General features: G+C 48.5%; 19 protein-coding genes. 14 read left to right on the top strand and 5 right to left on the bottom strand.

The window, feature by feature from the left end:
* The first annotated feature begins 246 nt into the window (after positions 1–246).
* Positions 247–1,185 carry a TlpA family protein disulfide reductase gene (locus WKT20_RS08905; RefSeq protein WP_278613536.1) on the top strand — a complete coding sequence of 313 codons (939 nt, stop codon included), beginning with the start codon at positions 247–249 and terminating at the stop codon, positions 1,183–1,185.
* A 231-nt stretch (positions 1,186–1,416) separates the two neighbouring features.
* Here WKT20_RS08905 and WKT20_RS08900 read toward each other — a convergent pair whose 3' ends face one another.
* The 4 genes from WKT20_RS08900 to WKT20_RS08885 form a co-directional block, all read right to left on the bottom strand.
* Positions 1,417–2,691 carry a DEAD/DEAH box helicase gene (locus tag WKT20_RS08900; protein WP_195205088.1) on the bottom strand — a complete coding sequence of 425 codons (1,275 nt, stop codon included), beginning with the start codon at positions 2,689–2,691 and terminating at the stop codon, positions 1,417–1,419.
* A 20-nt stretch (positions 2,692–2,711) separates the two neighbouring features.
* Positions 2,712–3,944: a phosphoserine phosphatase SerB gene (serB, locus tag WKT20_RS08895; RefSeq protein WP_340417242.1), complete on the bottom strand. Its 1,233-nt coding sequence runs from the start codon at positions 3,942–3,944 to the stop codon at positions 2,712–2,714.
* 125 nt (positions 3,945–4,069) lie between these two features.
* Positions 4,070–6,121 carry a molecular chaperone HtpG gene (htpG, locus tag WKT20_RS08890; protein WP_340417241.1) on the bottom strand — a complete coding sequence of 684 codons (2,052 nt, stop codon included), beginning with the start codon at positions 6,119–6,121 and terminating at the stop codon, positions 4,070–4,072.
* 119 nt (positions 6,122–6,240) lie between these two features.
* Positions 6,241–8,778 (bottom strand): ATP-dependent Clp protease ATP-binding subunit, encoded by a 2,538-nt coding sequence (locus WKT20_RS08885; RefSeq protein ID WP_340417240.1) that lies wholly within the window; start codon positions 8,776–8,778, stop codon positions 6,241–6,243.
* 245 nt (positions 8,779–9,023) lie between these two features.
* Between WKT20_RS08885 and gyrA the strand changes: the two genes are divergently transcribed.
* The 3 genes from gyrA (at position 9,024) to WKT20_RS08870 (ending at position 14,095) form a co-directional block, all read left to right on the top strand.
* Positions 9,024–11,570, top strand: a complete 2,547-nt coding sequence (gene gyrA, locus WKT20_RS08880; RefSeq protein WP_117701665.1) for a DNA gyrase subunit A — start codon at positions 9,024–9,026, stop codon at positions 11,568–11,570.
* Positions 11,571–11,618: 48 nt separating this feature from the next.
* Positions 11,619–12,836, top strand: a complete 1,218-nt coding sequence (locus WKT20_RS08875) for a tetratricopeptide repeat protein (protein ID WP_007558203.1) — start codon at positions 11,619–11,621, stop codon at positions 12,834–12,836.
* 431 nt (positions 12,837–13,267) lie between these two features.
* A complete protein-coding gene (locus WKT20_RS08870; RefSeq protein WP_340417250.1) occupies positions 13,268–14,095 on the top strand; it encodes a helix-turn-helix domain-containing protein in 828 nt (275 codons plus the stop codon).
* 25 nt (positions 14,096–14,120) lie between these two features.
* Here WKT20_RS08870 and WKT20_RS08865 read toward each other — a convergent pair whose 3' ends face one another.
* Entirely contained in the window at positions 14,121–14,729 is a 609-nt protein-coding gene (locus WKT20_RS08865; RefSeq protein WP_340417239.1) for a hypothetical protein, read from the bottom strand.
* A gap of 258 nt (positions 14,730–14,987) precedes the next feature.
* Here WKT20_RS08865 and WKT20_RS08860 point away from each other — a divergent pair, with 258 nt between their 5' ends.
* From WKT20_RS08860 to WKT20_RS08815, 10 genes are all read left to right on the top strand, one after another.
* Positions 14,988–16,118 carry a site-specific integrase gene (locus WKT20_RS08860; protein ID WP_340417238.1) on the top strand — a complete coding sequence of 377 codons (1,131 nt, stop codon included), beginning with the start codon at positions 14,988–14,990 and terminating at the stop codon, positions 16,116–16,118.
* A gap of 192 nt (positions 16,119–16,310) precedes the next feature.
* Positions 16,311–17,027 (top strand): hypothetical protein, encoded by a 717-nt coding sequence (locus WKT20_RS08855; RefSeq protein ID WP_272708767.1) that lies wholly within the window; start codon positions 16,311–16,313, stop codon positions 17,025–17,027.
* A 179-nt stretch (positions 17,028–17,206) separates the two neighbouring features.
* Positions 17,207–17,605, top strand: a complete 399-nt coding sequence (locus tag WKT20_RS08850) for a helix-turn-helix domain-containing protein (protein WP_340417237.1) — start codon at positions 17,207–17,209, stop codon at positions 17,603–17,605.
* A complete protein-coding gene (locus WKT20_RS08845) occupies positions 17,583–18,689 on the top strand; it encodes an AAA family ATPase (protein WP_340417236.1) in 1,107 nt (368 codons plus the stop codon). Before WKT20_RS08850 ends, WKT20_RS08845 begins: the two co-directional genes overlap by 23 nt.
* Positions 18,690–18,794: 105 nt before the next feature.
* Complete coding sequence (locus WKT20_RS08840; RefSeq protein WP_340417235.1) at positions 18,795–19,682, top strand: toprim domain-containing protein; 888 nt, start codon at positions 18,795–18,797, stop codon at positions 19,680–19,682.
* Positions 19,683–19,994: 312 nt separating this feature from the next.
* Entirely contained in the window at positions 19,995–20,447 is a 453-nt protein-coding gene (locus tag WKT20_RS08835; RefSeq protein WP_149918968.1) for a hypothetical protein, read from the top strand.
* 1 nt (position 20,448) lies between these two features.
* Positions 20,449–20,772, top strand: a complete 324-nt coding sequence (locus WKT20_RS08830) for a DUF4134 domain-containing protein (RefSeq protein ID WP_040596945.1) — start codon at positions 20,449–20,451, stop codon at positions 20,770–20,772.
* Between the two features lie 73 nt (positions 20,773–20,845).
* Positions 20,846–21,223, top strand: coding sequence for a DUF4134 domain-containing protein (locus WKT20_RS08825; protein WP_007902717.1), 378 nt, complete (start codon positions 20,846–20,848; stop codon positions 21,221–21,223).
* Positions 21,224–21,236: 13 nt separating this feature from the next.
* A complete protein-coding gene (locus WKT20_RS08820; protein WP_149918985.1) occupies positions 21,237–21,533 on the top strand; it encodes a DUF4133 domain-containing protein in 297 nt (98 codons plus the stop codon).
* A gap of 115 nt (positions 21,534–21,648) precedes the next feature.
* Positions 21,649–23,790: TraG/VirB4 family ATPase (locus WKT20_RS08815; protein ID WP_340417234.1), on the top strand; the 2,142-nt coding region annotated here is incomplete at its 3' end.

The raw sequence follows: 23,790 nt of genomic DNA, 5'->3' as shown, positions 1-23,790 counted from the left end.
TGATACTTGGTTGTTAAAGTTGGGTAGATTTTTATGAAGACAATTTTTTTAATCCGATGGTTGTGCTGTCTTTTCCTGCTTATTGGAATGGGAAATATTAGTCAAGCTCAAGAACTAGAAGGAAAATTCCGGATTCGTTGGCGTTTAAATAACATTCCGGACAGTGTTAGAGGAGTTATTTATATATTTAGTCCAACAATGACTCCTAGTAAAGCAATCGCAGATTTTTCCTTGCAAAACGGAGAAATGATATACGAAGACACCATTTCACAACCAAAGCATTTAAAGTTTTTCGGTTGGGCAGAAGACTTTCCCAATTGGACTTTAGATTTGTGGGTAGACCAAGGAGGTTGGATCGATATTCAGGGAAAAGACAAATGGCTTCATCAATGGATAATCACTACGAATATTCCCCAACAAAAAGAAGCCTTGTCATACGCAGCATGTATCGCAGACGAGACGGACGAATACTTGCGTATGGATGAAAAGAGTCAAGCACGCGATAGTCTTTGGGAGGACCGCTGGCATAAGCTCAATTACCGGAGCGTTAGAAAGACCTTCGAATATATGAAAACGGCACCGGTCACGGAAGTATGGATTGACCAGTTTCTGGAAAAAGCCTGGTGTACAACCGGCAGTCCGGATTCTTTGCGCAGTTTTCGTCCTGTTTTCCAGCAGTTGTATGCACGCATGCCGTCTGAATGGCAGGAGACGGAGAAAGGAAAACTCATTGAGTCATATGCTTTCCCAGCTCCAACAGTAGAAGAAGGAGATGATATGGCTGATGGTTTACTATATGACGCTGAAGGAGAATCCCATCATTTGTCAGAATTGCAAGGCCGATACATCTTGTTGGATTTCTGGAGTATTTACTGCGGTCCTTGCCGCATGTCTGAACCGGAAATGGAGGAGGTTGTCCATCTATATGGCAATAAATTAGCCTTGGTGGGAATATCCAATGATGAAAAAATATCTTGGAGCAAATTCTTGAAGGAACACAAGATGCCGGGTTATCAATGGAATGAACCGAAAAATGGAGGACGAAGTCTGGCTTCGCGTTATAAAGTCGGAGGAATCCCGCATTTCGTATTGATTTCACCGGAAGGCAAAATCCTAAAGATGTGGAAAGGCTATCGAAAAGGTATAATAAAGACCAATCTAAAGAAGTTTGTAATTGTAGAATAAAAAACAACATACGTTCTATCTCCAAACGGCAGGAGATAAGAAACAAACGGAGTCAATGAGGTCCCTCATTGTGTATGCGGTTAAAACTTTTTCAATTTAATTCCACTAATAACAGGATAGGGGAGTCGCTTTTTCAGAGCGGCTAAAGAATCTATGACAAGGAAAACCCGTACAAGTTCGATGAAAATGCAAGAGCTTGTACGGGCTTTATACTGTCAGGAAGATAGGCAATCAGTTCTTGACCGTTCTTTCTCCCTGTTTTTTTGCATGGTTTCCCCCTTTCTTTTTCCATCCGCCCTTTTTGTTGCGGGAGAAATTCTTCACCTGTTTGCCTCCTTCTTTTCTGGAAGTGCGGGGAGCATATACCAGACCTTCGCCCAGTTCTTCAGGTACGGGGAGTTTGTAAATATCTTTTCCTAAGAATGTTTCGATTTGCTTGAAACGGGTCTGCTCGGTTTCACTTACAAAAGTGATGGCGCATCCGTCGTTGTTGGCGCGGGCCGTACGTCCGATGCGGTGTACGTAATCCTCGCTATCATGCGGTACGTCGTAGTTGATGACCAGGCGGATGTCGTCGATGTCGATTCCACGGGCCACGATGTCGGTAGCTACCAGGATGTCGATACGGCGGTTGCGGAACTCGTGCATGATTTCCTCACGCTGGCTCTGCTCCAGGTCAGAGTGCATTTCGCCCACGTTCAGTTTCATGCGTTTCAGGGCCTTGGTCACCTCTTTTACCTTCAGCTTGGAAGATGCGAAGATGATAACACGCTCCGGTTGCTGGGACTGGAACAGCGACTGGATGATGCCCAGTTTCTGTGCCTCGTAGCAGATGTAAGCGGCCTGAATGATTTTTTCCGCCGGCTTGGATACGGCGAGTTTCACTTCCACTGGGTCGTGAAGAATGGTCTTGGCCAGTTGCTGGATTTTGGTCGGCATGGTGGCGGAGAACATAATGGTCTGCCGTTCTTTCGGAAGATATTTGACAATCTGCATGATGTCGTCCGAGAATCCCATATCGAGCATGCGGTCCGCTTCGTCGAGGATGAAGAAAGATACTTTCGACAAGTCTACATAACCTAAGCTTAAGTGGCTGATCAGACGTCCCGGAGTAGCGATTACCACATCCGCTCCCAAAGTCAGCCCTTTCTTTTCCTGCTCAAAACGGATACCGTCGTTTCCTCCGTACACCGCCACGCTTGACACCGGCATGAAATAGGAGAAACCCTCCATCTGCTGGTCAATCTGCATGGCCAGTTCGCGGGTGGGCGACATGATGATACAATTGATGGCATCCTCCGGATAACCTCCCTTGCTCAACTGGTTCAACACCGGAAGCAGGTAGGCCGCCGTTTTTCCCGTACCTGTCTGGGCCACGCCAATCAGGTCTTTTCCTTCCAGGATGACAGGGATGGTGTGTTCCTGTACGGGCGTACATTCCTGGAAATTCATTGCGTCCAAGGCATCGAGGACGCTATCTTCTAAGTTCAGTTCCGAAAACTTCATATAGTAATGTTATCTTGTCATTATAATTTGCCGCGTTCGTCCAGATAGGAATCCTTGAATCCTAAGAAATACAACACGCCATCCAGTCCGATGGTATTGATGGCCTGTTGCGCATTGGCCACCACCTTCGGTTTGGCATGGAAGGCGATTCCCAGTCCTGCCGTAGAAAGCATGGGCAGGTCGTTGGCTCCATCGCCCACGGCAATCGTCTGTGCGATGTCCACGTTTTCTACCTGTGCCAGCAGACGAAGCAGTTCAGCCTTTCGTTTTCCGTCTACGATGTCACCTAAATAGCGGCCGGTCAGCTTGCCGTCCACGATTTCCAGCTGGTTGGCATACACATAGTCAATGCCGAATTTCTCTTTCAGGTAGTTGCCGAAATAGGTGAAACCTCCCGACAGGATAGCAATCTTGTATCCGTAGCGCTTGAGGACGAACATCAGGCGTTCCACTCCTTCGGTAATCGGGAGATGTTCGGCAATGTCGCGCATCACGCTCTCATCCAGTCCCTTGAGCAGGGCCACCCGTTCCTTGAAACTTTCGCAGAAGTCGATTTCGCCGTGCATAGCTCTTTCTGTGATGGCTTTCACCTGATCGCCCACACCGGCCCGTATGGCCAGTTCGTCGATGACCTCTGTTTCAATAAGCGTGGAATCCATATCAAAGCAAATCAGACGGCGCATACGGCGGTACATATTGTCTTGCTGGAACGAGAAGTCCATGCCCAGTGAAGCACTGAGCTGCATGAGCTGGCTTTGTAGCTCTTCACGGTCTTTGGGAGTACCCCTCACCGAAAATTCGATGCAGGCTCTCACGTTTGCCTTTTTCTCGTCCAGGGGAATACGTCCGGTCAGACGCCGGATACCGTCGATGTTCAGTTGTTGCTCTGCTAAAAGCTTGGTAGCACCGGCAATCTGTTGTGCCGTAAGTTTTCTGCCCAATAGCGTCAGAATGTAGCGGTTCTTTCCTTGCAGGTTGACCCACGTTTCATACTCTTCATCGCTGATAGGATAGAAGCGGATATTGATACCCAAGTCAGAAGCCTTGAAAAGCAATTCCTTCATGATATTTCCGGAATCCTGGTCGGAACATTTGAAAAGAATACCCAGTGACAAGGTGCTGTGAATGTCAGCTTGTCCGATGTCCATAATGTCTACCTGATATTTAGACAAGATGGCAGTTACCGATGCGGTCAGTCCCGGTCGGTCCACTCCGCTGATGCGGATTAATATCAATTCGGTTTTGTTTCCCATGGTTGTTTGCTTGCGTGTTTCTGGGCAAAAGTACAAATTATCTTCTATCCACGGGCATAAAAAGCACAAAAAAAGCCATTCCTGCATACCTGCAAGAATGGCTTTCCTTATTTTACAGGGGAAAATCAGATCATTTCCACACTTCGTTTTACAAAGTTGGTCAGGGCTTCACCCTTCAGCATGTTGTTTTGCAACAAGGCCAGGTCGATAAGCTGGTGAACCACTTTGTTGCCGGTGGCATAACCGTTCAGAATGTTTTCCTTTTCAGTCTTTTGCGCTTCAATCTTCTTTTCTACATCGTTCAGTTCGTCTTTTTCGGCAGTCGGGATTTCTTCATCCTTCTTTCCTTCCTGCGCTTTCTGGAGCTCGTTACGACGGAGTGTCAGCATGGCGATTTCAGACTCTACCGGTACGAGTTTTTCCGCACAAGCCGTTTCGGCATCGCTCAATACCTGCTTAATCAGGCGGTGGTCGCTGTTTAATACCAGATTGAACATGTCGGGCATTTCACCATAGAAACTCATACCCGGCTGGATGCTGGCCATGTCTTTCATACGGCGCATGTATTCGGCCTGTGTGATGACAATCGGCGCATTGTTTTCGCCCAGTGCGTGTGCTTCTACGTGGAATTCCGTTTTCTTTACCTTCGGCATCTGTCCCTTGAACAGAGAACTGAGCACTTCCTGCTTGTCGTGAGGAAGTTCTTCGCCCTTTTGGTCTTCCTTCACAATCAGGCGGTCTACGATGTCGCTATCCACACGGGTGAAGTGACTCTTTTCGAACTTCTGTTCCAGCATGTTGATCATCGGTACGTCCAGCTGGCCGTCCATGAGCAATACGTTGTAGCCTTTGTTCTTGGCCGCATCGATGTAAGTGTACTGTTCGTCCAGGTTGTTGGCGTAGAGGTAAATCAGGCTACCGTTCTTGTCGGTCTGATTATCCTTAATCAATGTCTGGTATTCTTCGAGGGTGTAATACTTGTTGTCTGTATCCTTGAACAAAGCAAACTTGGAAGCCTTTTCATAGAAATCTTCCTGAGTCAGCATGCCGTAGTTGATGAAAATCTTCAGGTCGTCCCATTTCTCTTCAAATTCCTTACGGTCGTTCTTGAAGATAGATTGTAAGCGGTCGGATACCTTCTTCGTGATGTAAGTAGAAATCTTCTTCACGTTCGAATCGCTCTGCAAGTAAGAACGAGATACGTTCAACGGAATGTCCGGAGAATCGATGACACCGTGAAGCAGGGTCAGGAAGTCGGGTACGATACCTTCTACTGAGTCGGTCACGTATACCTGATTGCAATACAACTGAATCTTGTTACGTTGCAAATCGATGTTGCTCTTGATTTTCGGGAAGTAGAGCACACCGGTCAGGTTGAACGGATAGTCTACATTCAGGTGAATCCAGAACAACGGTTCGTCGGCCATCGGATACAGGTCGCGGTAGAATTTCTTGTAATCCTCTTCCTTCAGGTCCGACGGTTTCTTGGTCCAGATAGGACAAGTGTCGTTAATCAGGTTGTCTTCTTCCGTTTCTACCTGCTTGCCGTCTTTCCATTCTTTCTTTTTGCCAAAGGCTACCGGTACGGCCAGGAAGTGACAATACTTGGTGAGCAAGCCTTGCAAGCGAGATTCTTCCAGGAATTCCTTGCAATCTTCATCCACGTGCAGGATGATGTCGGTTCCACGGTCGCTACGTTCTGTTTCTTCAAGGGTAAACTCAGGACTTCCATCACAGCTCCATTTCACGGCCTTGGCACCTTCCTTATAAGAAAGAGTTACGATGTCTACTGTCTTAGCTACCATGAAGGCTGAGTAGAATCCCAGACCGAAGTGACCGATGATGGCATTGGCATCGTCCTTGTATTTTTCCAGGAAGTCATTTGCTCCTGAGAAGGCAATCTGGTTGATGTACTTGTCGATTTCTTCGGCCGTCATACCTAGACCACGGTCGCTGATGGTGATGGTACCGTTTTCCTTGTCCACCTTTACACGTACCGTCAAATCGCCCAGCTCACCTTTAAAATCGCCCGTAGCGGCCAGCGTCTTCAATTTCTGAGTTGCATCCACCGCATTGGAAACCAATTCACGGAGGAAAATTTCATGGTCGCTATACAAGAACTTCTTTATGATGGGGAATATGTTTTCTGTTGTAACCCCGATATTACCTTTTTGCATATCTCTTTGTTTTTTATGATTGTTCGAATAAAATTTTTTCCAGTCCTTACACAAAAAAAATGCCAGATACGTTTGTACCTGACATTTTGTCTGTATGCCGAAATTCTGTCAGAATTCCGTTATGCTTTTTCTACTTTCACTTCCACTCCGTCACCTTGGACGTTCATGTACACATGCAAGGTATCGCCCGCCTGCGGTTCTTCGTTGATAATCAGCTCTACTAGTCCGTCTTCCAGATGGTTCTGGATAGAACGTTTCAACGGGCGGGCACCGAACTGTACGTCGTAGCCCTTTTCTGCCACGAAACGCTTAGCTTCTTGGTCGAGCAGGAGATGGTAACCACAACCTTCGATACGCTTGTAGAGTCCCGCCAGCTCGATGTCGATGATTTTCTCCAGTGAAGCAATATCCAGCTGGTCGAAGGTCACGATTTCATCCAGACGGTTGATGAACTCAGGAGCAAACGATTTGTTCAAGGCCTTGCGAATCACGCTGTTGGCATGCTCTTTTTCGTTTTCTCCGGTCTGTGCCGTGAAGCCGATGCCCTTGCCGAATTCCTTCAGCTGGCGCGTACCGATGTTGGACGTCATGATGATAATGGTATTCTTGAAATCCACGGTCCGTCCCAGGCTATCCGTCAACCGGCCCTCGTCCATCACCTGCAACAACATGTTGAACACGTCGGAATGAGCCTTCTCGATTTCATCCAGCAGTACGATAGAGTAGGGATGACGGCGCACCTTCTCTGTCAGTTGTCCGCCTTCTTCGTAGCCCACGTATCCCGGAGGAGCTCCAACCAGACGTGACACGGTGAATTTCTCCATGTATTCGCTCATGTCGATACGGATAATGGCATCGGTAGTGCCGAACATGTTCTTGGCCAGCTCTTTTGCCAGGTGCGTCTTTCCTACACCTGTCGGTCCTAAGAAAAGGAACGTACCGATAGGCTTGTTCGGGTCCTTCAGTCCTACACGGCTCCGCTGGATACTTCTTACCAGTGTCTCTACCGCTTTGTCTTGTCCGATGACCTTCGAGAGCAATGCCTGTTTCATCCCCTTCAACCGTACGCCTTCCGCTTGCGCCATGCGTTGCACGGGCACACCCGAAATCATGGAAACCACTTCTTCTATCTGCGGTGCATCCACCGTTTCCCGGTTGTCCTTCAACTTCTCTTTCCATTCATTTTTCAGACGTTCCAATTGTTCCGTGTACTGGTTCTCACGGTCACGGAAACTGGCGGCCAACTCGAAGTTCTGCAAACGAATAGCTTCATTCTTATGCTGTTGCGCTTCCTCAATCAATCGTTCCTGCTCCTCAATTTCCCGAGGTACGGAGATGTGGGTGAGGTGGATGCGAGAACCCGCTTCGTCCATGGCATCGATGGCCTTGTCGGGGAAGTAGCGGTCGGTCACATAACGGTCGGTCAGGCGTACGCAAGCCTCCAGCGCCTCGTCCGTGTAAGTCACGTTATGATGCTCCTCGTATTTATCCTTGATGTTCCGGAGAATCTGCAAAGTCTCTTCCGGTGAGGTCGGTTCCACCAGCACCTTTTGGAAGCGGCGTTCCAGTGCCCCGTCTTTTTCGATATTCTTGCGGTACTCATCGAGGGTGGTGGCTCCGATGCATTGGATTTCTCCACGTGCCAGTGCCGGCTTCAACATGTTGGCCGCATCCATGGAACCAGCTGCCGAGCCGGCTCCCACGATGGTATGTATCTCATCAATGAACAGAATGACATCAGGATGTTTCTTTACTTCTGTCAGAATGGCACGAATGCGTTCTTCAAATTGTCCTCGATATTTGGTTCCAGCTACTACCGCCGTCATGTCGAGCGAAACGATGCGCTTGCCGAACAAGGCACGCGAAACTCGCTTCTCCACGATGTGGAGTGCCAGACCTTCGGCGATGGCCGATTTTCCCACGCCCGGCTCACCAATCAGAATCGGATTGTTCTTCTTGCGGCGGCTCAGAATCTGTGCGATACGCTCAATTTCTTTCTCACGGCCTACCACGGGGTCGAGTTTTCCACCTTCGGCTGCCTTGGTCAGGTCGATGCCGTAATTGTCGAGGTAGGGGGTGCCTCCCTCTGCTTGTTTCTGTTCGGTCTGCGTGGTCTGGCGGTTAGCGGAAGAGCCGAAGCCATCGTTGCTCTTGTCTGCGTTTCCGCGGCGTCCGATACCTTCCTCTTCTTCGTCGTCATTGAAATCCAGTCCGTCAAAAGGAACTTCCTCCTGCTTCAGACGGTCTATTATTTTTTCGTAAGTTACGTCGTTCTTATCCAATATCTTATATGCGTTATTCTGGTTGTCTCTCATAATGGCTAATAAAATATGAGGGGTGTCTACTTTCTCGTTATTCATCAGCTTGGCTTCCAGCTTGCTTAGTGTCAGTATCTTGGATGCCTCCTCGCTGAATGTGATGTCTTGTGAATAGTTTTCCTGTATGGATTTCTCCCGTAATTGTATTTCCAGTTCGTTCTTGATACCTTTCAAGTCCAGGTAGAACGATTTCAATATTTCGGCGGCTTTACACTCTCCATCGCGCAAGATGCCCAATAGCAGATGTTCCGGTTCGATATGGTCGTTCTGAAGGCGGTTGGCCTCCTCTTTCCCGTAAACGACGATATCGGACACTTGTTGTGTAAATTCGTTGCTCATCAAATTCATATCTTCTCCAATCGTTTATATTCAAAATAGGCTTGCAAATATACATTATTATAAAGACTCTTCATCAAGTCTTTCTTTCTATTTAACAAAATGCGTGCCACATTTCCTGTAAGTATCTCCAAATGCAGTCTTATACGTATTTTTTGGTGGAAAAGTTTTTGTATATCCGCTAAAAGTCGTACTTTAGCATGGTTTTTCACAAGCCTTGAAAGGAAGTATAATTAATAATGTATTAAATGCAAGAACAAGACAGAATTATAAAAATCAACATCGAAGAGGAAATGAAGTCGTCGTACATTGATTACTCCATGTCAGTAATCGTGGCACGCGCCCTCCCTGATGTAAGAGACGGATTCAAGCCCGTTCACCGCCGTATCCTTTACGGAATGATGGAACTGGGAAATACATCCGACAAACCGTATAAAAAAGCAGCCAGAATCGTAGGTGAAGTATTGGGTAAGTATCACCCTCACGGCGACTTGTCTGTATATGGTGCCCTGGTGCGTATGGCACAGGACTGGGCGATGCGTTATCCGCTGGTCGACGGTCAGGGTAACTTCGGTTCTATCGACGGAGATAGTGCTGCCGCCATGCGATATACGGAGGCTCGTCTGAAGAAGATTGGTGAGGAGATGATGCAGGACCTTTACAAGGAGACCGTAGACTTTACCAACAACTTTGACGATACGTTGCAGGAACCTACCGTTATGCCGACCCGCATCCCGAACCTGCTGGTGAACGGTGCTTCGGGTATCGCCGTAGGTATGGCTACCAATATGCCTACACACAACCTGCGTGAAGTCATTGACGCTTGCGTGGCATACATCGATAACAATGAAATCGACGTAGACGGCTTGATGCAGTACATTAAGGCGCCTGACTTCCCGACCGGAGGATATATTTATGGTATCAGCGGTGTGCGCGATGCCTACGAAACCGGACGCGGACGTGTGGTAATGCGTGCCAAGGCCGAAATCGAATCGCATCCTACACACGACAAGATTGTTGTGACTGAGATTCCGTACGGTGTGAACAAGGCTGAGTTGATCAAGAGCATTGCTGATTTGTCAAACGACAAGAAAATCGAAGGCATTTCAAATGTGAACGACGAAACCGACCGCGAAGGTATGCGTATCGTCATCGACATCAAGCGTGACGCCAACGCCAGCGTAGTGCTCAACAAGCTTTACAAGATGACCATGCTTCAGACTTCTTTCGGCGTGAACAACGTGGCCCTGGTTCATGGCCGTCCGCGTCTGCTCAACCTGAAGGAACTGATCAAATATTTCGTGGAACACCGTCACGAGGTGGTAATCCGTCGTACACGTTACGACTTGCGCAAGGCCAAGGAACGTGCGCACATCCTGGAAGGATTGATTATCGCTTCAGACAACATTGACGAGGTAATCCGCATTATCCGTGCCGCCAAGACTCCAAACGAAGCTATCACGAACTTGATGGCCCGCTTCAACCTGAGCGAAATCCAGGCACGTGCTATCGTAGAAATGCGCTTGCGCCAGCTCACCGGACTGATGCAGGATCAGCTCCATGCCGAATACGAAGACCTGATGAAGCAAATCGCTTACTTCGAAGAAATTCTGAGCAACGAGGAACTTTGCAAGAAGGTCATCAAGGACGAGTTGCTTGAAGTGAAAGAAAAATACGGCGACAACCGTCGTTCGGAAATCGTATATGCTTCGGAAGAGTTCAATCCGGAAGATTTCTATGCCGATGACGAAATGGTCATCACTATTTCGCACATGGGATACATTAAGCGTACACCGCTTTCTGAGTTCCGTGCGCAGAACCGTGGCGGCGTAGGCTCGAAGGGAAGTGAAACCCGTAATGAAGACTTCATCGAACATATCTATCCGGCTACTATGCACAACACGCTTCTGTTCTTCACGCAGAAGGGTAAGTGCTACTGGCTCAAGGTATATGAAATTCCGGAAGGCAACAAGACTTCGAAGGGACGTGCCATCCAGAACCTGCTGAACATTGAGGCAGACGATGTGGTAACGGCTTACCTGCGTGTGAAGAATCTGAACGACACGGAATTCATCAATAGTCACTATGTACTCTTCTGTACGAAGAACGGTGTCATCAAGAAGACGTTGCTCGAACAGTATTCTCGTCCGCGTCAGAATGGTGTGAACGCCATCACCATCCGCGAAGACGATCGTGTGATTGAAGTACGTATGACCAACGGAAACAATGAAATCGTGATTGCCAACCGTAACGGTCGTGCCATCCGTTTCCATGAAAGCGCGGTGCGTGAAATGGGACGTACGGCTACCGGTGTACGCGGTATCACACTCGATGAGGACGGTCAGGATGAAGTAATCGGAATGATTTGTATCAAAGACCCTGAAACAGAAACCATCATGGTGGTATCTGAAAACGGTTACGGTAAGCGTTCGGACATTGAAGACTACCGTAAGACTAACCGTGGTGGAAAGGGTGTGAAGACACTGAACATTACGGATAAGACCGGAAGCTTGGTAGCTATCAAGTCTGTAACCGATGAAAACGACCTGATGATTATCAACAAGTCGGGTATCACTATCCGTTTGAAGGTAGCCGATGTGCGCATCATGGGACGTGCTACACAGGGTGTGCGCCTGATTGACCTTGAAAAGCGCAACGACCAGATTGGTTCCGTATGTAAGGTAGCTTCTGAAAACGAAGAAGAGGAAGTGCAGGACGAAGCAACTCCGGCAACGGACATCCAGCCCGCCGACGGAGAAACCATTCAGCCCGCTACGGACGAACCGAATGAATAATCCGGACAAAAACTAACTTGAATATTTGTATTACTAAATTTAAACCTTATGAAAAAAGTATTATTCTCAGCTGCTTTGTTCTTTACCGCATGCGCTGTTTCTGCTCAGGAAAGCGTGGTAAAGGAGGCTAAATCTGCCAAGAGCGATCCTGTGAAGGCAGCACAAATCATCGAACCTGCTTTGACAGATCCTTCTACTGCCAATGATCCTGAAACATGGAAGCTGGCTGGTGATTTCCAGAAGTCTATCTATGACGATGAAAACATGAAATTGTATTTGCCGGGTGGTCAGGCTGATACCGCTAAATTGTATAACAGCTTGGCTAAAATGTTCGAATATTACACAAAGTGTGACGAAGTAGAACAGGCTAAGGTAAAGAGCGGTGAACTGAAAAAACCGAAACTGAGAAAGAAACTGGCTAAGGCTCTGGTTACTGTACGTCCTCAGTTGACTAACGCCGGTTCTGACGCTTACAATGCAGGTAACTATGCCAACGCATTGAAATTCTTCGGTCTGTATGTAGACGCTCCGCAGAACCCGTTGTTCGCTGACGAAGATGCTGTGAAGAACGACACGCTGACTCCGTTGATTGCCAACTATGCTGCTCTTGCCGCTAATTCATTGAAAGACAATGCAGCCGTAATTAAATACGCTACTATCGGTAAGGAACACAAAGAAGAAGGTTACCGTTCACTGATGTGCTTGGCAGAAGCTTACGGAAAAGGTGAAACTCCTGATTCGGCAAAATGGTTGACTACTATCCAGGAAGGTGTAGAAAAATTCCCGTCACAGGAATACTTCATCGGTAACCTGATGGACTATTACATTCAGAAAGGTAAGATTGACGAAGGTCTGGCTCAGATGGATGCCGTATTGGCTAAGAATTCTACTCCGTACTTCATGTACGTGAAGGGTGTACTTCAGTATGAAAAGAAAGACTACGAAGGTGCGATCGCTACATTCAACCAGATTATTGCAGAAGGTAAGGATTTCGTAGCTGAAGCTTATTCTAAGATTGGTGACTGCTCATTCTTCCCGGCTCAGGAAATTGTAGAAGAAAACTCTAAGCTTTCTATGGACGATCCGAAGTATGCAGCTAACGAAGCTAAGATTAAGGAACTGTACGAAAAAGCACTTCCTTTCTATGAAAAAGCAAAAGAAGCTAAACCAGACAACCGTCAGTTGTGGGGCCAGTACTTGCTGAACATCTACTGGAAGCTTGACAAGGAAAAATACAACGCTCTTGAAAAAGAACTGGGTTACTAATATATAATAAGGTGTACAGACTACCCGTCTGAGACGAGTGGTTTGTAGACTTTTGATACCCTGAAAAGACTCCTTTGTGTTTTGGATGAAACGCCTTGACGTTTTGCTCAAAACGCAAAGGAGTTTTTCTTTAAACGCCTTTGCGTTTGTTTTCAAATGCACTTGTGTTTTTGAGGATAGATTTTTGGCTTTAGAAATGTGCCGGAAACTATAATAGATTGAGAAAATCATATCTCTTAATCCGTTGAATAGTAGGATGAAAGCAACGGGATTAGCTTTTTATTCGTATCTTTGCGATATATTCGATTTTTCCCATTAGGGATAGAGTTCATTTATTACGTGCATGGAACTCTACTAGAAAGAGAATCTCTGTATCGCTAAAACTAAAAAATAAGATGACAGCAGAACCTACAACCTCACGCCATAACCCCATGAAAGTCATATTCAATTACCAGAATGTGTTCTTCAGCTTTTTTTATGATGATGCTAATGCGTGCGTGCACCGTTCCAGAGAATACGCCATGAACTATGTCTTGTCGGGCGAGATGGTGCTCGACGACGGGCACCGGCAGATATACGTGGGAAAAGGAGAGTGTGTGTTCATTCCGCGCGACCATCGTGTGACCATGTACAAGAAAGCCTCGGGCGGGGAGCAGTATTGCGGGATTTATATGTGCTTTACCCGTTCCTTCCTTCGGGAGATGTACGGAAAGTATGCCCGCCACACGGACAAGGCAGAACCCGTGGAGAAGTTCGTGCCCAGCGTGATGAAACTCCCTCCTTCGGCTGAGATTGAGAGCCTGTTTGCTTCGATGACTCCTTACTTCAATCCGGAAGTGAAACCGCAGGACGACGTGATGCAACTGAAGTTGCAGGAAGGATTGCTGGCCCTGCTTCATACCGACAAGCGCTTCATGACCGCGTTGTTCGACTTCAGCACACCGTGGAAGATGGACATTCTTGACTTCATGAACGAGAACTATATGTACGAGTTCACCTTAGAGGAGCTGGCGCATTACACGGGACGTAGCCTGGCCACCTTCAAGCGCGACTTCAAGAAGGTGAGCGAGCTGACACCCGAGAAATGGCTGATGCGCAAGCGCCTGGAAGTGGCCTATCACCTGCTGAAGGAAGAACGGCGGAAGGTGGTCGACGTCTATGCGGAGGTGGGCTTCAAGAACCCCTCGCACTTCTCTACGGCCTTCAAGAAACGCTACGGTATTCCGCCCACGGCATTGGGTGCCCCTTCGTGCATTTGAACTTTTCAGAAACGATATTTGAGCCTCACAGAAATGTCTCTGTGGGCATGCCCGAGGTAAGCTGGATTTTCTCTTCGTAGTAATCACACAGGAGCTGGTCGAACTTCATGAGCATGTCCGAATTGACCAGCTTGCGGGTGATGAACTGGCGGTTGTAGAAACGCTGGCAGAAGTTCAGCATCAGCTCGATGTAGCCCACGAGGATGGCATCCTGAAGCGCATCGTGCTTTTTCTGTAGCTCATCTTTTATCTGGCGCATCAGCGACACGAGGATGTCGTGCTCCTCGTTGGTCATGTGCAGGGCTTCATTCACGCGGTAGTCAAAAAATGAATACTCCCTGATGTGCTTCTCCAGTGCCGTGCCCTGCAACAAATCGGGATGGAAGAGCAAGGCCCATCCCGTCAGGTTGACCACCTCGCCGTTATCTTCCTTTCCTCCTATCTGTCCGGGAGCCACACAAATGACGGTTCCTTCCTTGTAGTCGTATTTGCCGCAACCATAGGCCAGGTCGATGTTCGCCTCGTCGTGAAAGAAGATGCCATACACGCTATAGTTGTTCAGGCAATGGCGCACGGGAGACACTTCTGCATAGTCGATGACGCTGATCAGCGGATGCGTGTCCGTGTGTCCCACCCACTGGCTATAGTCGCCTACGTTCCTTATTTCTCAATAAAGAACCATACTCGTATTGATTGAAAATAAAATCCAAATAAATATATATAAATAGGCTTTATATCAATGGTTTAAATAGATATTTGAGTTTTCAGTTGTTTTCTGTACTTTCATTACTTTTGTTGTTTTTAGGTACATTTTTGTTTCTTGTTTGTTTCTTGGTTTCGGTTTTTATTTGTATATTTGCGATAGGAAAACAACAAATGAAAGGACACAGTTATGCCACGAGTAAAGAAGCCTAAAAAAGTAAAGGAACCTATCCGCCTTCGGACAAAAGATTTGACTGACGGCTGCAAGAGTTTGTATCTGGATATATACCGGAACGGTAAAAGGTCATACGAGTACTTGAAGATGTACCTTGTTCCGGAAACGGACAGCAATGCCCGGCATCAGAACGAGATTACAATGGCTGCCGCCAATGCCATCAAGTCAAAACGTATCATCGAGCTGACCAGCGGTGAAGCCGGGATCGTGAACCACGTGGAGAAGGTTTATCTGCTGGACTGGATGAACACCTACAGGGAGAATCAGAAAAAGCGAGGAAAAAAAGGTATAGACCACATAAAGTCTGTTATCCGCATCCTGCATGAGTATGCCGGAGACCGATATACCTTGGATCGGGTTGACTTGTCTTTCTGCCAGGGATACATTGACTTCATGCTGACAACCTACCGTTACAGAGGGAAACTGATAGCGGCTTCTACCCGTAACACCTATTACCAGATTCTAAACGGTGCCCTGAATGCAGCTGTGCGTGCCAAACGCATGCTGCGGAATCCGTTCAACGAAATGGACAAGTCGGAAAAGCCCAAGATGCCGGAAAGCGTACGTTCATATATGACCATCGAAGAGGTACGGGCATTGATTGCCACTCCGATACAGAACGAGGAAGTCAAGAGAGCCTATCTGTTCTCCTGCTTCTGCGGACTGCGAATCAGTGATATCGTAGGATTGAAATGGAAAGACGTTTTTCTTGACAACGGACAATATCGTCTGTCGGTAAGCATGCAGAAGACGAAGGAGCCGATTTACCTCCCCCTCTCCAACGAAGCTTTGAAGTGGATGCCTGAACAAGGTAACAAGACAGGTAACGATTTTGTGTTCCATTTGCCGGCTCACATCAATGTATGTCTCAAGCCGTGGGCCGTCAAAGCCGGGATTACCAAGCATTTTACCTTTCATACCGCCCGCCATACATTCGCCACAATGATGCTTACTTTGGGCGCGGATCTGTACACCGTTTCCAAGCTGCTCGGTCATACATCCGTAAAAATGACGCAGGTTTACGCCAAGATTGTCAATAAGAAAAAAGATGACGCGGTGAACCTGACAAACGGTCTGTTTGACTGAGATTGTCGAATAACTCATATCTGTGTTTAATTTTAGCAGACGCTTATTGGGGTGTTGTTTTCGGGAAACAGACAGATAGCCGGGACAACACCCTTCTTGACTATATTATAAATTCTTTAAAATTATCCAAAATGAAAAGACCCAACAAAGGCCCTCTCTCTTTTTGGAGGGAATGAACATCTGCACCATTTCGTGACAGAACAGGATGCAGCACAAGAACTTTACGCCCTGCTCGCTGAAGCAAGAACCTTGTATCTCCGTGATGTTGTCACAGGCAGCAAGCAGTATCACCGTTACGTGGAGGATTTCGTGAACAGCCACAGGTACATCGACTGCAACCATGCAATGTGCCGGAACTGCCATGAAATGAACATCCACATCCTCAAAGGGATGCTGTATGACTGTGCCCATCTTGTCAAACCGCTATTTGCCGCCACAGACTTCTCGTTTGAGAAGTGTATGGAGGTGAAACAGACGTATGACACGTTTTCACCTCCGGTCACGCCTTGTGAACCAGAAAAGATTTGGGAGCGTCCGCTTTCGCTGGAATGCAACCTGACCCGGAAACAGATGATAAGTATAACGGCCTGTGCCAATGCTTATCATCTGTTTTGCGTTTCTGACGTACGTGTCGAGGATATGGAAGCCCTGTTTGCCTGCCGGAAAGGGTTCAGCATCCGTGTGAACAAACTCCGACTTGTGGCAATCCTGTTCAATTCGCTCCTCGAACATTCGCTTATCAGATACGAATGGCAGAGCACCTTGGAAACGGGACGGTTGCTGGTCCGAAAGAGCGGAAAGGGATTCGTCAGCCAGTCGAACCTTTCATCTTCCCTGACCGCTCTACGGAAGAAGATGACATCGGCAGCCTATGGTATACAACAGGCCGTGGATGAACTGGCAAAATGACAAAAAGTGCCAAGAAGTGAAGTATGTGAAAGGTAAAAGGTTGATAGTTGCATTGACACTTCCCAACTATCAATCTGCAGATTGAAGCAATATGGCTTTCCTGCCCTACCTTTGTCCTCCGTTAGCGCGCTACATAACGGAGGACATACTTCCATTGTCTAATTTTAAAAATCATTCGTATGCAAAACAACAGATTGACATTCATGGAACAGCTGAGTGAACGTCTCACCAACATCGAGACCATCCTGAAGAAACTGGATCCGGTTGAAAGCCTGCTGGAACGTATCGCGTTGCTGGAAAAAAACATCTATACCACGAAGGGGGTATTCACCTTCCAGGAGGCCTGCATGTATATCGGTATATCCGAAAGCATGCTCTACAAACTGACCTCCAGCAAGGAGATTCCACACTTCAAGCCACGCGGCAAGATGCTCTACTTCGCCAAGGAGGAGCTGGACAAATGGCTCAAACAGAACTATGAACCGACAGCGGAAGAGGCGGCACGCATGGCAGACGAAGCGGCAGCTGCCCAACCGTTCTTTAACCAAAGACGTTATGGAAAACGAAAGAAGAACTGACCCCAGTCTGGATATGGGACCGGAGGAGTGTCTCTTGTCAAACATTCTCTCCGCCTCACAGATCCGTGCGACGGATACCTACGAAACGCCGCCGCAAATTATCTGGATTGACAACTCTACCATCGCCACACTCGGTAACTTCAGCGCATCGACCGGCAAAGCCAAATCGAAAAAGACATTCAATGTCTCAGCCATTGTCGCCGCATCGTTGGCCGGGAAGCAGGTATTGAATTACCGGGCACACCTGCCCGAAGGAAAGCAGAGAATCCTGTATGTGGACACGGAGCAGAGCCGCTTCCACTGTCACAACGTACTGGCACGTATCCTGCGGCTGGCCGGACTGCCACCGACAACCGACAGCGAGAATCTTGACTTCATCTGCCTGCGTGAATATTCGCCGGCGATACGCATTGGAGTCATCGACTACGCCCTGCGGCAGAGGAAAGGCTATGGCCTGGTCATTATCGACGGTATACGTGACCTGATGCTCGATATCAACAGCACCAGCGAATCGGTGGAAGTCATCAACAAGATGATGGAATGGTCGTCGAAATATGACCTGCACATCCATTGCGTGCTGCATCTGAACAAAGGGGACAACAATGTCCGAGGGCATATAGGTACGGAGATGAGCAACAAGGCGGAGACCGTGCTGGTCATCAGCAAGAACAGCGAACAGCCGAACATCAGCGAGGTGCATGCGCTGCACATCCGGGAGAAAGAGTTCAACCCCTTTGCCTTTACGGTCAACGAGAGCGGCCTGCCGGTTCTCGCAGAAGGACACCTGTCCGACAGCCTCCCATGCGCGAAACCCAAACAGCGGACGGGATTTATGGATCTGACCGTAGAGCAGCACCGGGAAGCCCTCTCCTCCGCATTCGGGGACAAGCCCATCCGCGGATTCGAGAATATGCTGCAGGCTATGATGGTCGCCTACGAGACCATCGGGTTCAAGCGCGGACGGAACGTGATGGTGAAGCTGCTGCAATACCTGACGGACACCCTGAAACTGGTCGTCAAGCGGGACAAGCTTTTCTACTACGACATGACCCCTGTGGAAACCATGCTTTTCGAGGAAGAATGATGCCGGGCGCGGGCCTATATAATTCAGTTTAATTTAGTATCTATCTATATAGGGTCATAAACCAAACTAAACTGGTTTTGTGCAAACAAGTGAAAAGAAACAGCCATGAACATAGAAGAAGCAAAAAGTGTGCGTATCGTGGATTTCCTGGCCCGGCTCGGGCACCATGCGCAGTATGTAAAATCGGAACAGTACTGGTATCTTTCGCCGCTGCGGAAAGAGACCGCTCCGTCGTTCAAGGTCAATGACCGGGAAAATGAATGGTACGACTTTGGTGAAGCTATCGGTGGTGACCTGGTGGAATTGGGAAGGTACCTTTGCGGAATGGGAAGCGTGAGCGAGGCACTTGCCTACATCGAACGGACTGCCGGTAATGCCTCTTTGCCGAGGATTCGGTTGCCTGCCGCTCCGCCTCGTCCGGTGGAAGCCGACATGAAGAACCTGATGGTCATTCCTCTACGACATCATGCTCTGCTCTCGTATCTCCAATCGAGGATGATTGATGCGGACATCGGACGAATGTTCTGCAAGGAGATTCATTACGAACTGCGCCAGCGGCATTATTTCGCACTGGCCTTCGGAAACATCTCCGGCGGCTACGAGGTACGCAATGCCTACTACAAGGGGTGTATCAACAATAAAGACGTATCCCTGATACCGCACCTTCGCGGTGAAGTGCAGAGTTGCATCTGCCTGTTTGAGGGATTCATGGACTTTTTGTCCTACTTGTCACTCAAGCAGATAAAGAATAACACTGTCTGCATCGACGTACCCTGCGACTACCTGGTGATGAACTCGGTCGGCAACCTCAGAAAGACGCTGGCGCATCTGCAAGGTTACGGACAAATCCACTGTTACCTTGACAATGACCTTGCCGGGCAAAAGACCGTGGAGACCATCGCCGGACTGTATGGCGGCCGTGTCTGCAACGAGTCTGTCCGCTATACCGGCTACAAGGACCTGAACGACTACCTGCGCGGAAAAAGACTGTAGTTCATCGGGATTACATCTGTCAATGGATAAAGGAAACGGCATGGCTTTCAGAAATTGAGTACTCCGAATAACCCATTGATGTGCGCATAATAAAGAGGACAACTTGTAAGAGTTGTCCTCTATTTATTTTCCGACCTCTCTTGTTTTGTCCTTCAAATATTGATTAGAATATGATTTTTGAATATGATTTTAAGATTTTGGAGAAATCTTATATAAAAACATATTGATTTATAGACAATATTTTCACAATTACAATTATCCGTCTTTATTTTGCGAATCATATTCATATAACAATCATATTATATTAACGATATGAAATCATATTTTATTTTTATCATTGTCCTGACAGTAGTCTATGCCATCTATTATGCGGTCATCATCGTACAGGACCTGTACGGAAAAAAGGGAACAGACAAACCGAAAGAAGAGGTGTTTGACCTCGGCGACCCGGAAGAGGAACAGAGTGTCACGGTAACAGAAAGCGACACGGGCTTCCATGTGGGTGACGAGCAGTATGAAACGGAGGTCGTATCCGCCGTCATGCCTGCACCACAGGAGACAGAGCGTGCCGGCGGCACCGGGGAAGCTGCCATGGAAGAGAAACTGGAACGCCTGAAGGCCCGGATGGAGGAACAGATGGAAGAAACCACGCCCTACCTGTCAGACGCATTCACGGACGAAGAACTCTACAGGGCCATGATTGCCAAAGGCAAGACAGACAACCGTCCGGAACTGGAATGGAAACCTTTAAAAGACCGATTGTAGCATGCCGAGAACTAGAAAAATACTGTGTCTGCTGTGCCTGATCCCCTCTGCGGCAATGGCCAAGAGCGGCAGCGTAAACTACAGCTGGGGTGCGGATGCGCTGGCGACGATGCACGACTTCGTGGTAACGATGATGCTCTATGTGCTGTATGTCTGCTACGCTATCGCCTCCGTGTTTGTGGTTGTTTCCGCACTTCAGATCTATATCAAGATGAATACGGGCGAAGACGGTGTGGTGAAATCCATCGTTTCACTGGTCGGAGCCTGTCTCTTCATCATCGGAGCCTCCATCGTATTCCCGGCCCTCTTCGGCTATCGCATATAGACCGACAAACCATAAGAAGCAGTCAAAACAGCAATAAAAAAACAATAAGTATCACTCAAAAACAAAGACAAGTATGTTGAAGAAAATCAAAAAGATGAGCCGCAAGGCCAAAGAGAGTTTCAAGAGAGTATCGAACAAGGCAGTCCTGCTTGCCCTGACCCTGGCGGGCGGTATTCCGGCTATGGCCCAAAGCACGGCCGGAGACTACTCGGCCGGTACGACGGCCCTGTCCACCGTAGCGGAGGAAATCGTGAAATATGTGCCGGTCATGGTCAAGCTCTGCTATGCCATTGCAGGTGTGGTAGCCATCATCGGAGCCATATCAGTGTATATCGCCATGAACAACGAGGAACAGGACGTGAAGAAGAAGATCATGATGATTGTGGGTGCCTGCCTCTTCCTGATTGCGGCTGCCCAGGCGCTGCCCATGTTCTTCGGCATTGACATCTAAAACCAAAAAGGCGATGAAAGGCAGTGAGGAATATTATCCGGACTATCCGCTGTTCAAGGGGCTGCAGCAGCCTCTGGAACTGATGGGACTGCAAGGCCGCTATATCTATTGGGCGGCAGGTGTGGCGGGAGGAGCCATTGCCGGCTTCATCGCCGCCTACTGTCTGGCCGGCTTCGTAGCCGGGCTGATCATACTGGCTGCCGTCCTGTCGGGAGGTATCGTACTGATCATCCTCAAGCAGCGGAAAGGCCTGCACAGCAAGAAAGTAAAGCAAGGCGTGTATGTGTATGCCAGTTCACGCCAAATCTGACAGCAGAAGAAAAACCATCACGGCAATGTGTGTGTGGCTGATTGATTGTTGAAAGCGGGCGGGTCCGCCTCCAGCCGAGGCAGACCTGCCCTGATTTAATTTAAAGACTATCGGAATGACCCTATATGTAATCTTATTTTTTATCGCCCTGTGCGCAGGCATGGCCGTATCGGTCTATGCGTTCGGCACGGGAGGCAAACGCAAGCGTATCTTCCAGGACATCTATTTTACGGTGGAGGAAACGGACGGCATAGGTGTGCTCTACACCAAGACGGGCGAATATTCAGCCGTATTGAAGATCGAGAACCCGATACAGAAGTATTCGGCGGACATCAACGGCTTCTATGACTTCACGCACCTGTTTTCGTCCCTGGCTCTGACGCTGGGTGAAGGATATGCCATCCACAAACAGGACATCTTCGTGAGGAAACGCTTCGAGCAGGAAACGGAGAACAACCGGGAGTTTCTCTCGGAATCCTACTTCCGCTACTTCAAGGGACGGCCCTACACGGACAGCCTCTGCTACCTGACTATCACGCAAGAAGCGAAGAAAAGCCGCCTGTTCTCCTTCGACAACAGGAAATGGCGCGACTTCCTCGTGAAAGTCCGCAAGGTACACGATCAGTTGCGTGACAGCGGTGTACAGGCCAGGTTCCTGAACAAGACCGAAGCGAGCGAATATGTGGACCGCTACTTTGCCATGAACTTCAAGGACCGGACGGTTTCCATGAGCAACTTCAAGGCCGACGAGGAAACGGTGTCGATGGGTGACAAACGCTGCAAGGTGTACAGTCTGGTGGATGTGGACTGTGCCACACTGCCTTCACTGATACGCCCCTACACCAACATTGAAGTGAACAATGCAGAGATGCCGGTGGATCTCGTATCGGTAGTGGACAATATCCCGAATGCCGAGACAGTGGTGTACAACCAGATTGTGTTCCTGCCCAACCAGAAGCGGGAACTGTCGCTGCTCGACAAGAAGAAGAACCGCCATGCGAGCATACCGAATCCCGGCAACAAGATGGCTGTGGATGACATCAAGCGTGTGCAGGAGGTGATTGCCAGGGAGAGTCGGCAGCTGGTGTACACGCATTTCAACCTGGTGGTGGGTGTGCCTGCCGGAACGGACCTGCAGAAGTGCACCAACCATCTGGAGAACGCTTTCGGGCGCATGGGCATCCACATCAGCAAGCGTGCATACAACCAGCTGGAGCTGTTCGTGAGTTCGTTTCCGGGCAACTGCTACAGCCTGAGCGAGGAATACGACCGGTTCCTGACACTCTCCGATGCGGCCATGTGCCTGATGTACAAGGAACGGGTGCTGCACAGCGAGGACACTCCGCTGAAAATCTATTATACCGACCGCCAGGGCGTGCCTGTGGCCATCGACATCACGGGAAAAGAGGGGAAACAGAAAATGACGGACAACTCGAACTTCTTCTGTCTCGGACCTTCCGGCAGCGGGAAGTCATTTCACATGAACAGTGTGGTCAGACAGCTGCATGAGCAGGGAACGGATGTGGTGATGGTGGACACGGGAAACTCCTATGAGGGACTTTGCGAATACCTCGGTGGGAAATACATCAGCTACACCGAGGAAAAACCCATCACCATGAACCCTTTCCGCATCCGCCGGGAAGAGATGAACGTGGAGAAGACAGGGTTCCTGAAGAACCTGGTCCTGCTCATCTGGAAAGGGGCGCAGGGTACGGTCACGCAAACGGAAGACCGGCTGGTGGAACATGTCATCACGGATTACTACGATGCCTATTTCAACGGTTTCGAAGGCTTTACTCCCCGGCAACGGGAAGACCTTCGCCAGAGCCTTTTCATCGATGAGCGCAACAGCAAGGAACACGAGAAGGAAAGCGAACAGGAACGGGCCGTCCGCATAGAGGGCATCATCAACAAGATTGAGAGTCGCCGCAAGAAACTGAAGGTGAAGGATCTGTCATTCAACTCATTCTATGAATATTCGGTGCAACGGCTTCCCGACATCTGTGAGGAAAACCGCATCACGGACATCGAACTGGCGACCTACCGCTATATGATGAAAGACTTCTACCGGGGCGGCAACCACGAGAAGACGCTGAACGAGAACATGGACAGCTCGCTGTTCGACGAGACCTTTGTCGTCTTTGAAATCGACAGTATAAAAGATGATCCGCTGCTTTTCCCGCTGGTCACACTCATCATCATGGATGTGTTCCTGCAGAAAATGCGTATCAAGAAGAACCGCAAAGTGCTGGTCATC

Origin of the sequence: Phocaeicola sp. ICN-14070 (assembly GCF_037892625.1) — a bacterium.
Taxonomy (GTDB): Bacteria; Bacteroidota; Bacteroidia; order Bacteroidales; family Bacteroidaceae; genus Phocaeicola; species Phocaeicola plebeius.
The sequence above is the reverse complement of the archived record's forward strand: the minus strand, read 5'-3'. Positions and strand labels throughout refer to the sequence as shown.

Coding starts and splice junctions, on each gene's coding strand:
- WKT20_RS08905 (WP_278613536.1), top strand. CDS start 247: ATGATATACGAAGACACCATTTCACAACCAAAGCATTTAAAGTTTTTC.
- WKT20_RS08900 (WP_195205088.1), bottom strand. CDS start 2,691: ATGAAGTTTTCGGAACTGAACTTAGAAGATAGCGTCCTCGATGCCTTG.
- serB (WP_340417242.1), bottom strand. CDS start 3,944: ATGGGAAACAAAACCGAATTGATATTAATCCGCATCAGCGGAGTGGAC.
- htpG (WP_340417241.1), bottom strand. CDS start 6,121: ATGCAAAAAGGTAATATCGGGGTTACAACAGAAAACATATTCCCCATC.
- WKT20_RS08885 (WP_340417240.1), bottom strand. CDS start 8,778: ATGAGCAACGAATTTACACAACAAGTGTCCGATATCGTCGTTTACGGG.
- gyrA (WP_117701665.1), top strand. CDS start 9,024: ATGCAAGAACAAGACAGAATTATAAAAATCAACATCGAAGAGGAAATG.
- WKT20_RS08875 (WP_007558203.1), top strand. CDS start 11,619: ATGAAAAAAGTATTATTCTCAGCTGCTTTGTTCTTTACCGCATGCGCT.
- WKT20_RS08870 (WP_340417250.1), top strand. CDS start 13,268: ATGAAAGTCATATTCAATTACCAGAATGTGTTCTTCAGCTTTTTTTAT.
- WKT20_RS08860 (WP_340417238.1), top strand. CDS start 14,988: ATGCCACGAGTAAAGAAGCCTAAAAAAGTAAAGGAACCTATCCGCCTT.
- WKT20_RS08850 (WP_340417237.1), top strand. CDS start 17,207: ATGCAAAACAACAGATTGACATTCATGGAACAGCTGAGTGAACGTCTC.
- WKT20_RS08845 (WP_340417236.1), top strand. CDS start 17,583: ATGGAAAACGAAAGAAGAACTGACCCCAGTCTGGATATGGGACCGGAG.
- WKT20_RS08840 (WP_340417235.1), top strand. CDS start 18,795: ATGAACATAGAAGAAGCAAAAAGTGTGCGTATCGTGGATTTCCTGGCC.
- WKT20_RS08835 (WP_149918968.1), top strand. CDS start 19,995: ATGAAATCATATTTTATTTTTATCATTGTCCTGACAGTAGTCTATGCC.
- WKT20_RS08830 (WP_040596945.1), top strand. CDS start 20,449: ATGCCGAGAACTAGAAAAATACTGTGTCTGCTGTGCCTGATCCCCTCT.
- WKT20_RS08825 (WP_007902717.1), top strand. CDS start 20,846: ATGTTGAAGAAAATCAAAAAGATGAGCCGCAAGGCCAAAGAGAGTTTC.
- WKT20_RS08820 (WP_149918985.1), top strand. CDS start 21,237: ATGAAAGGCAGTGAGGAATATTATCCGGACTATCCGCTGTTCAAGGGG.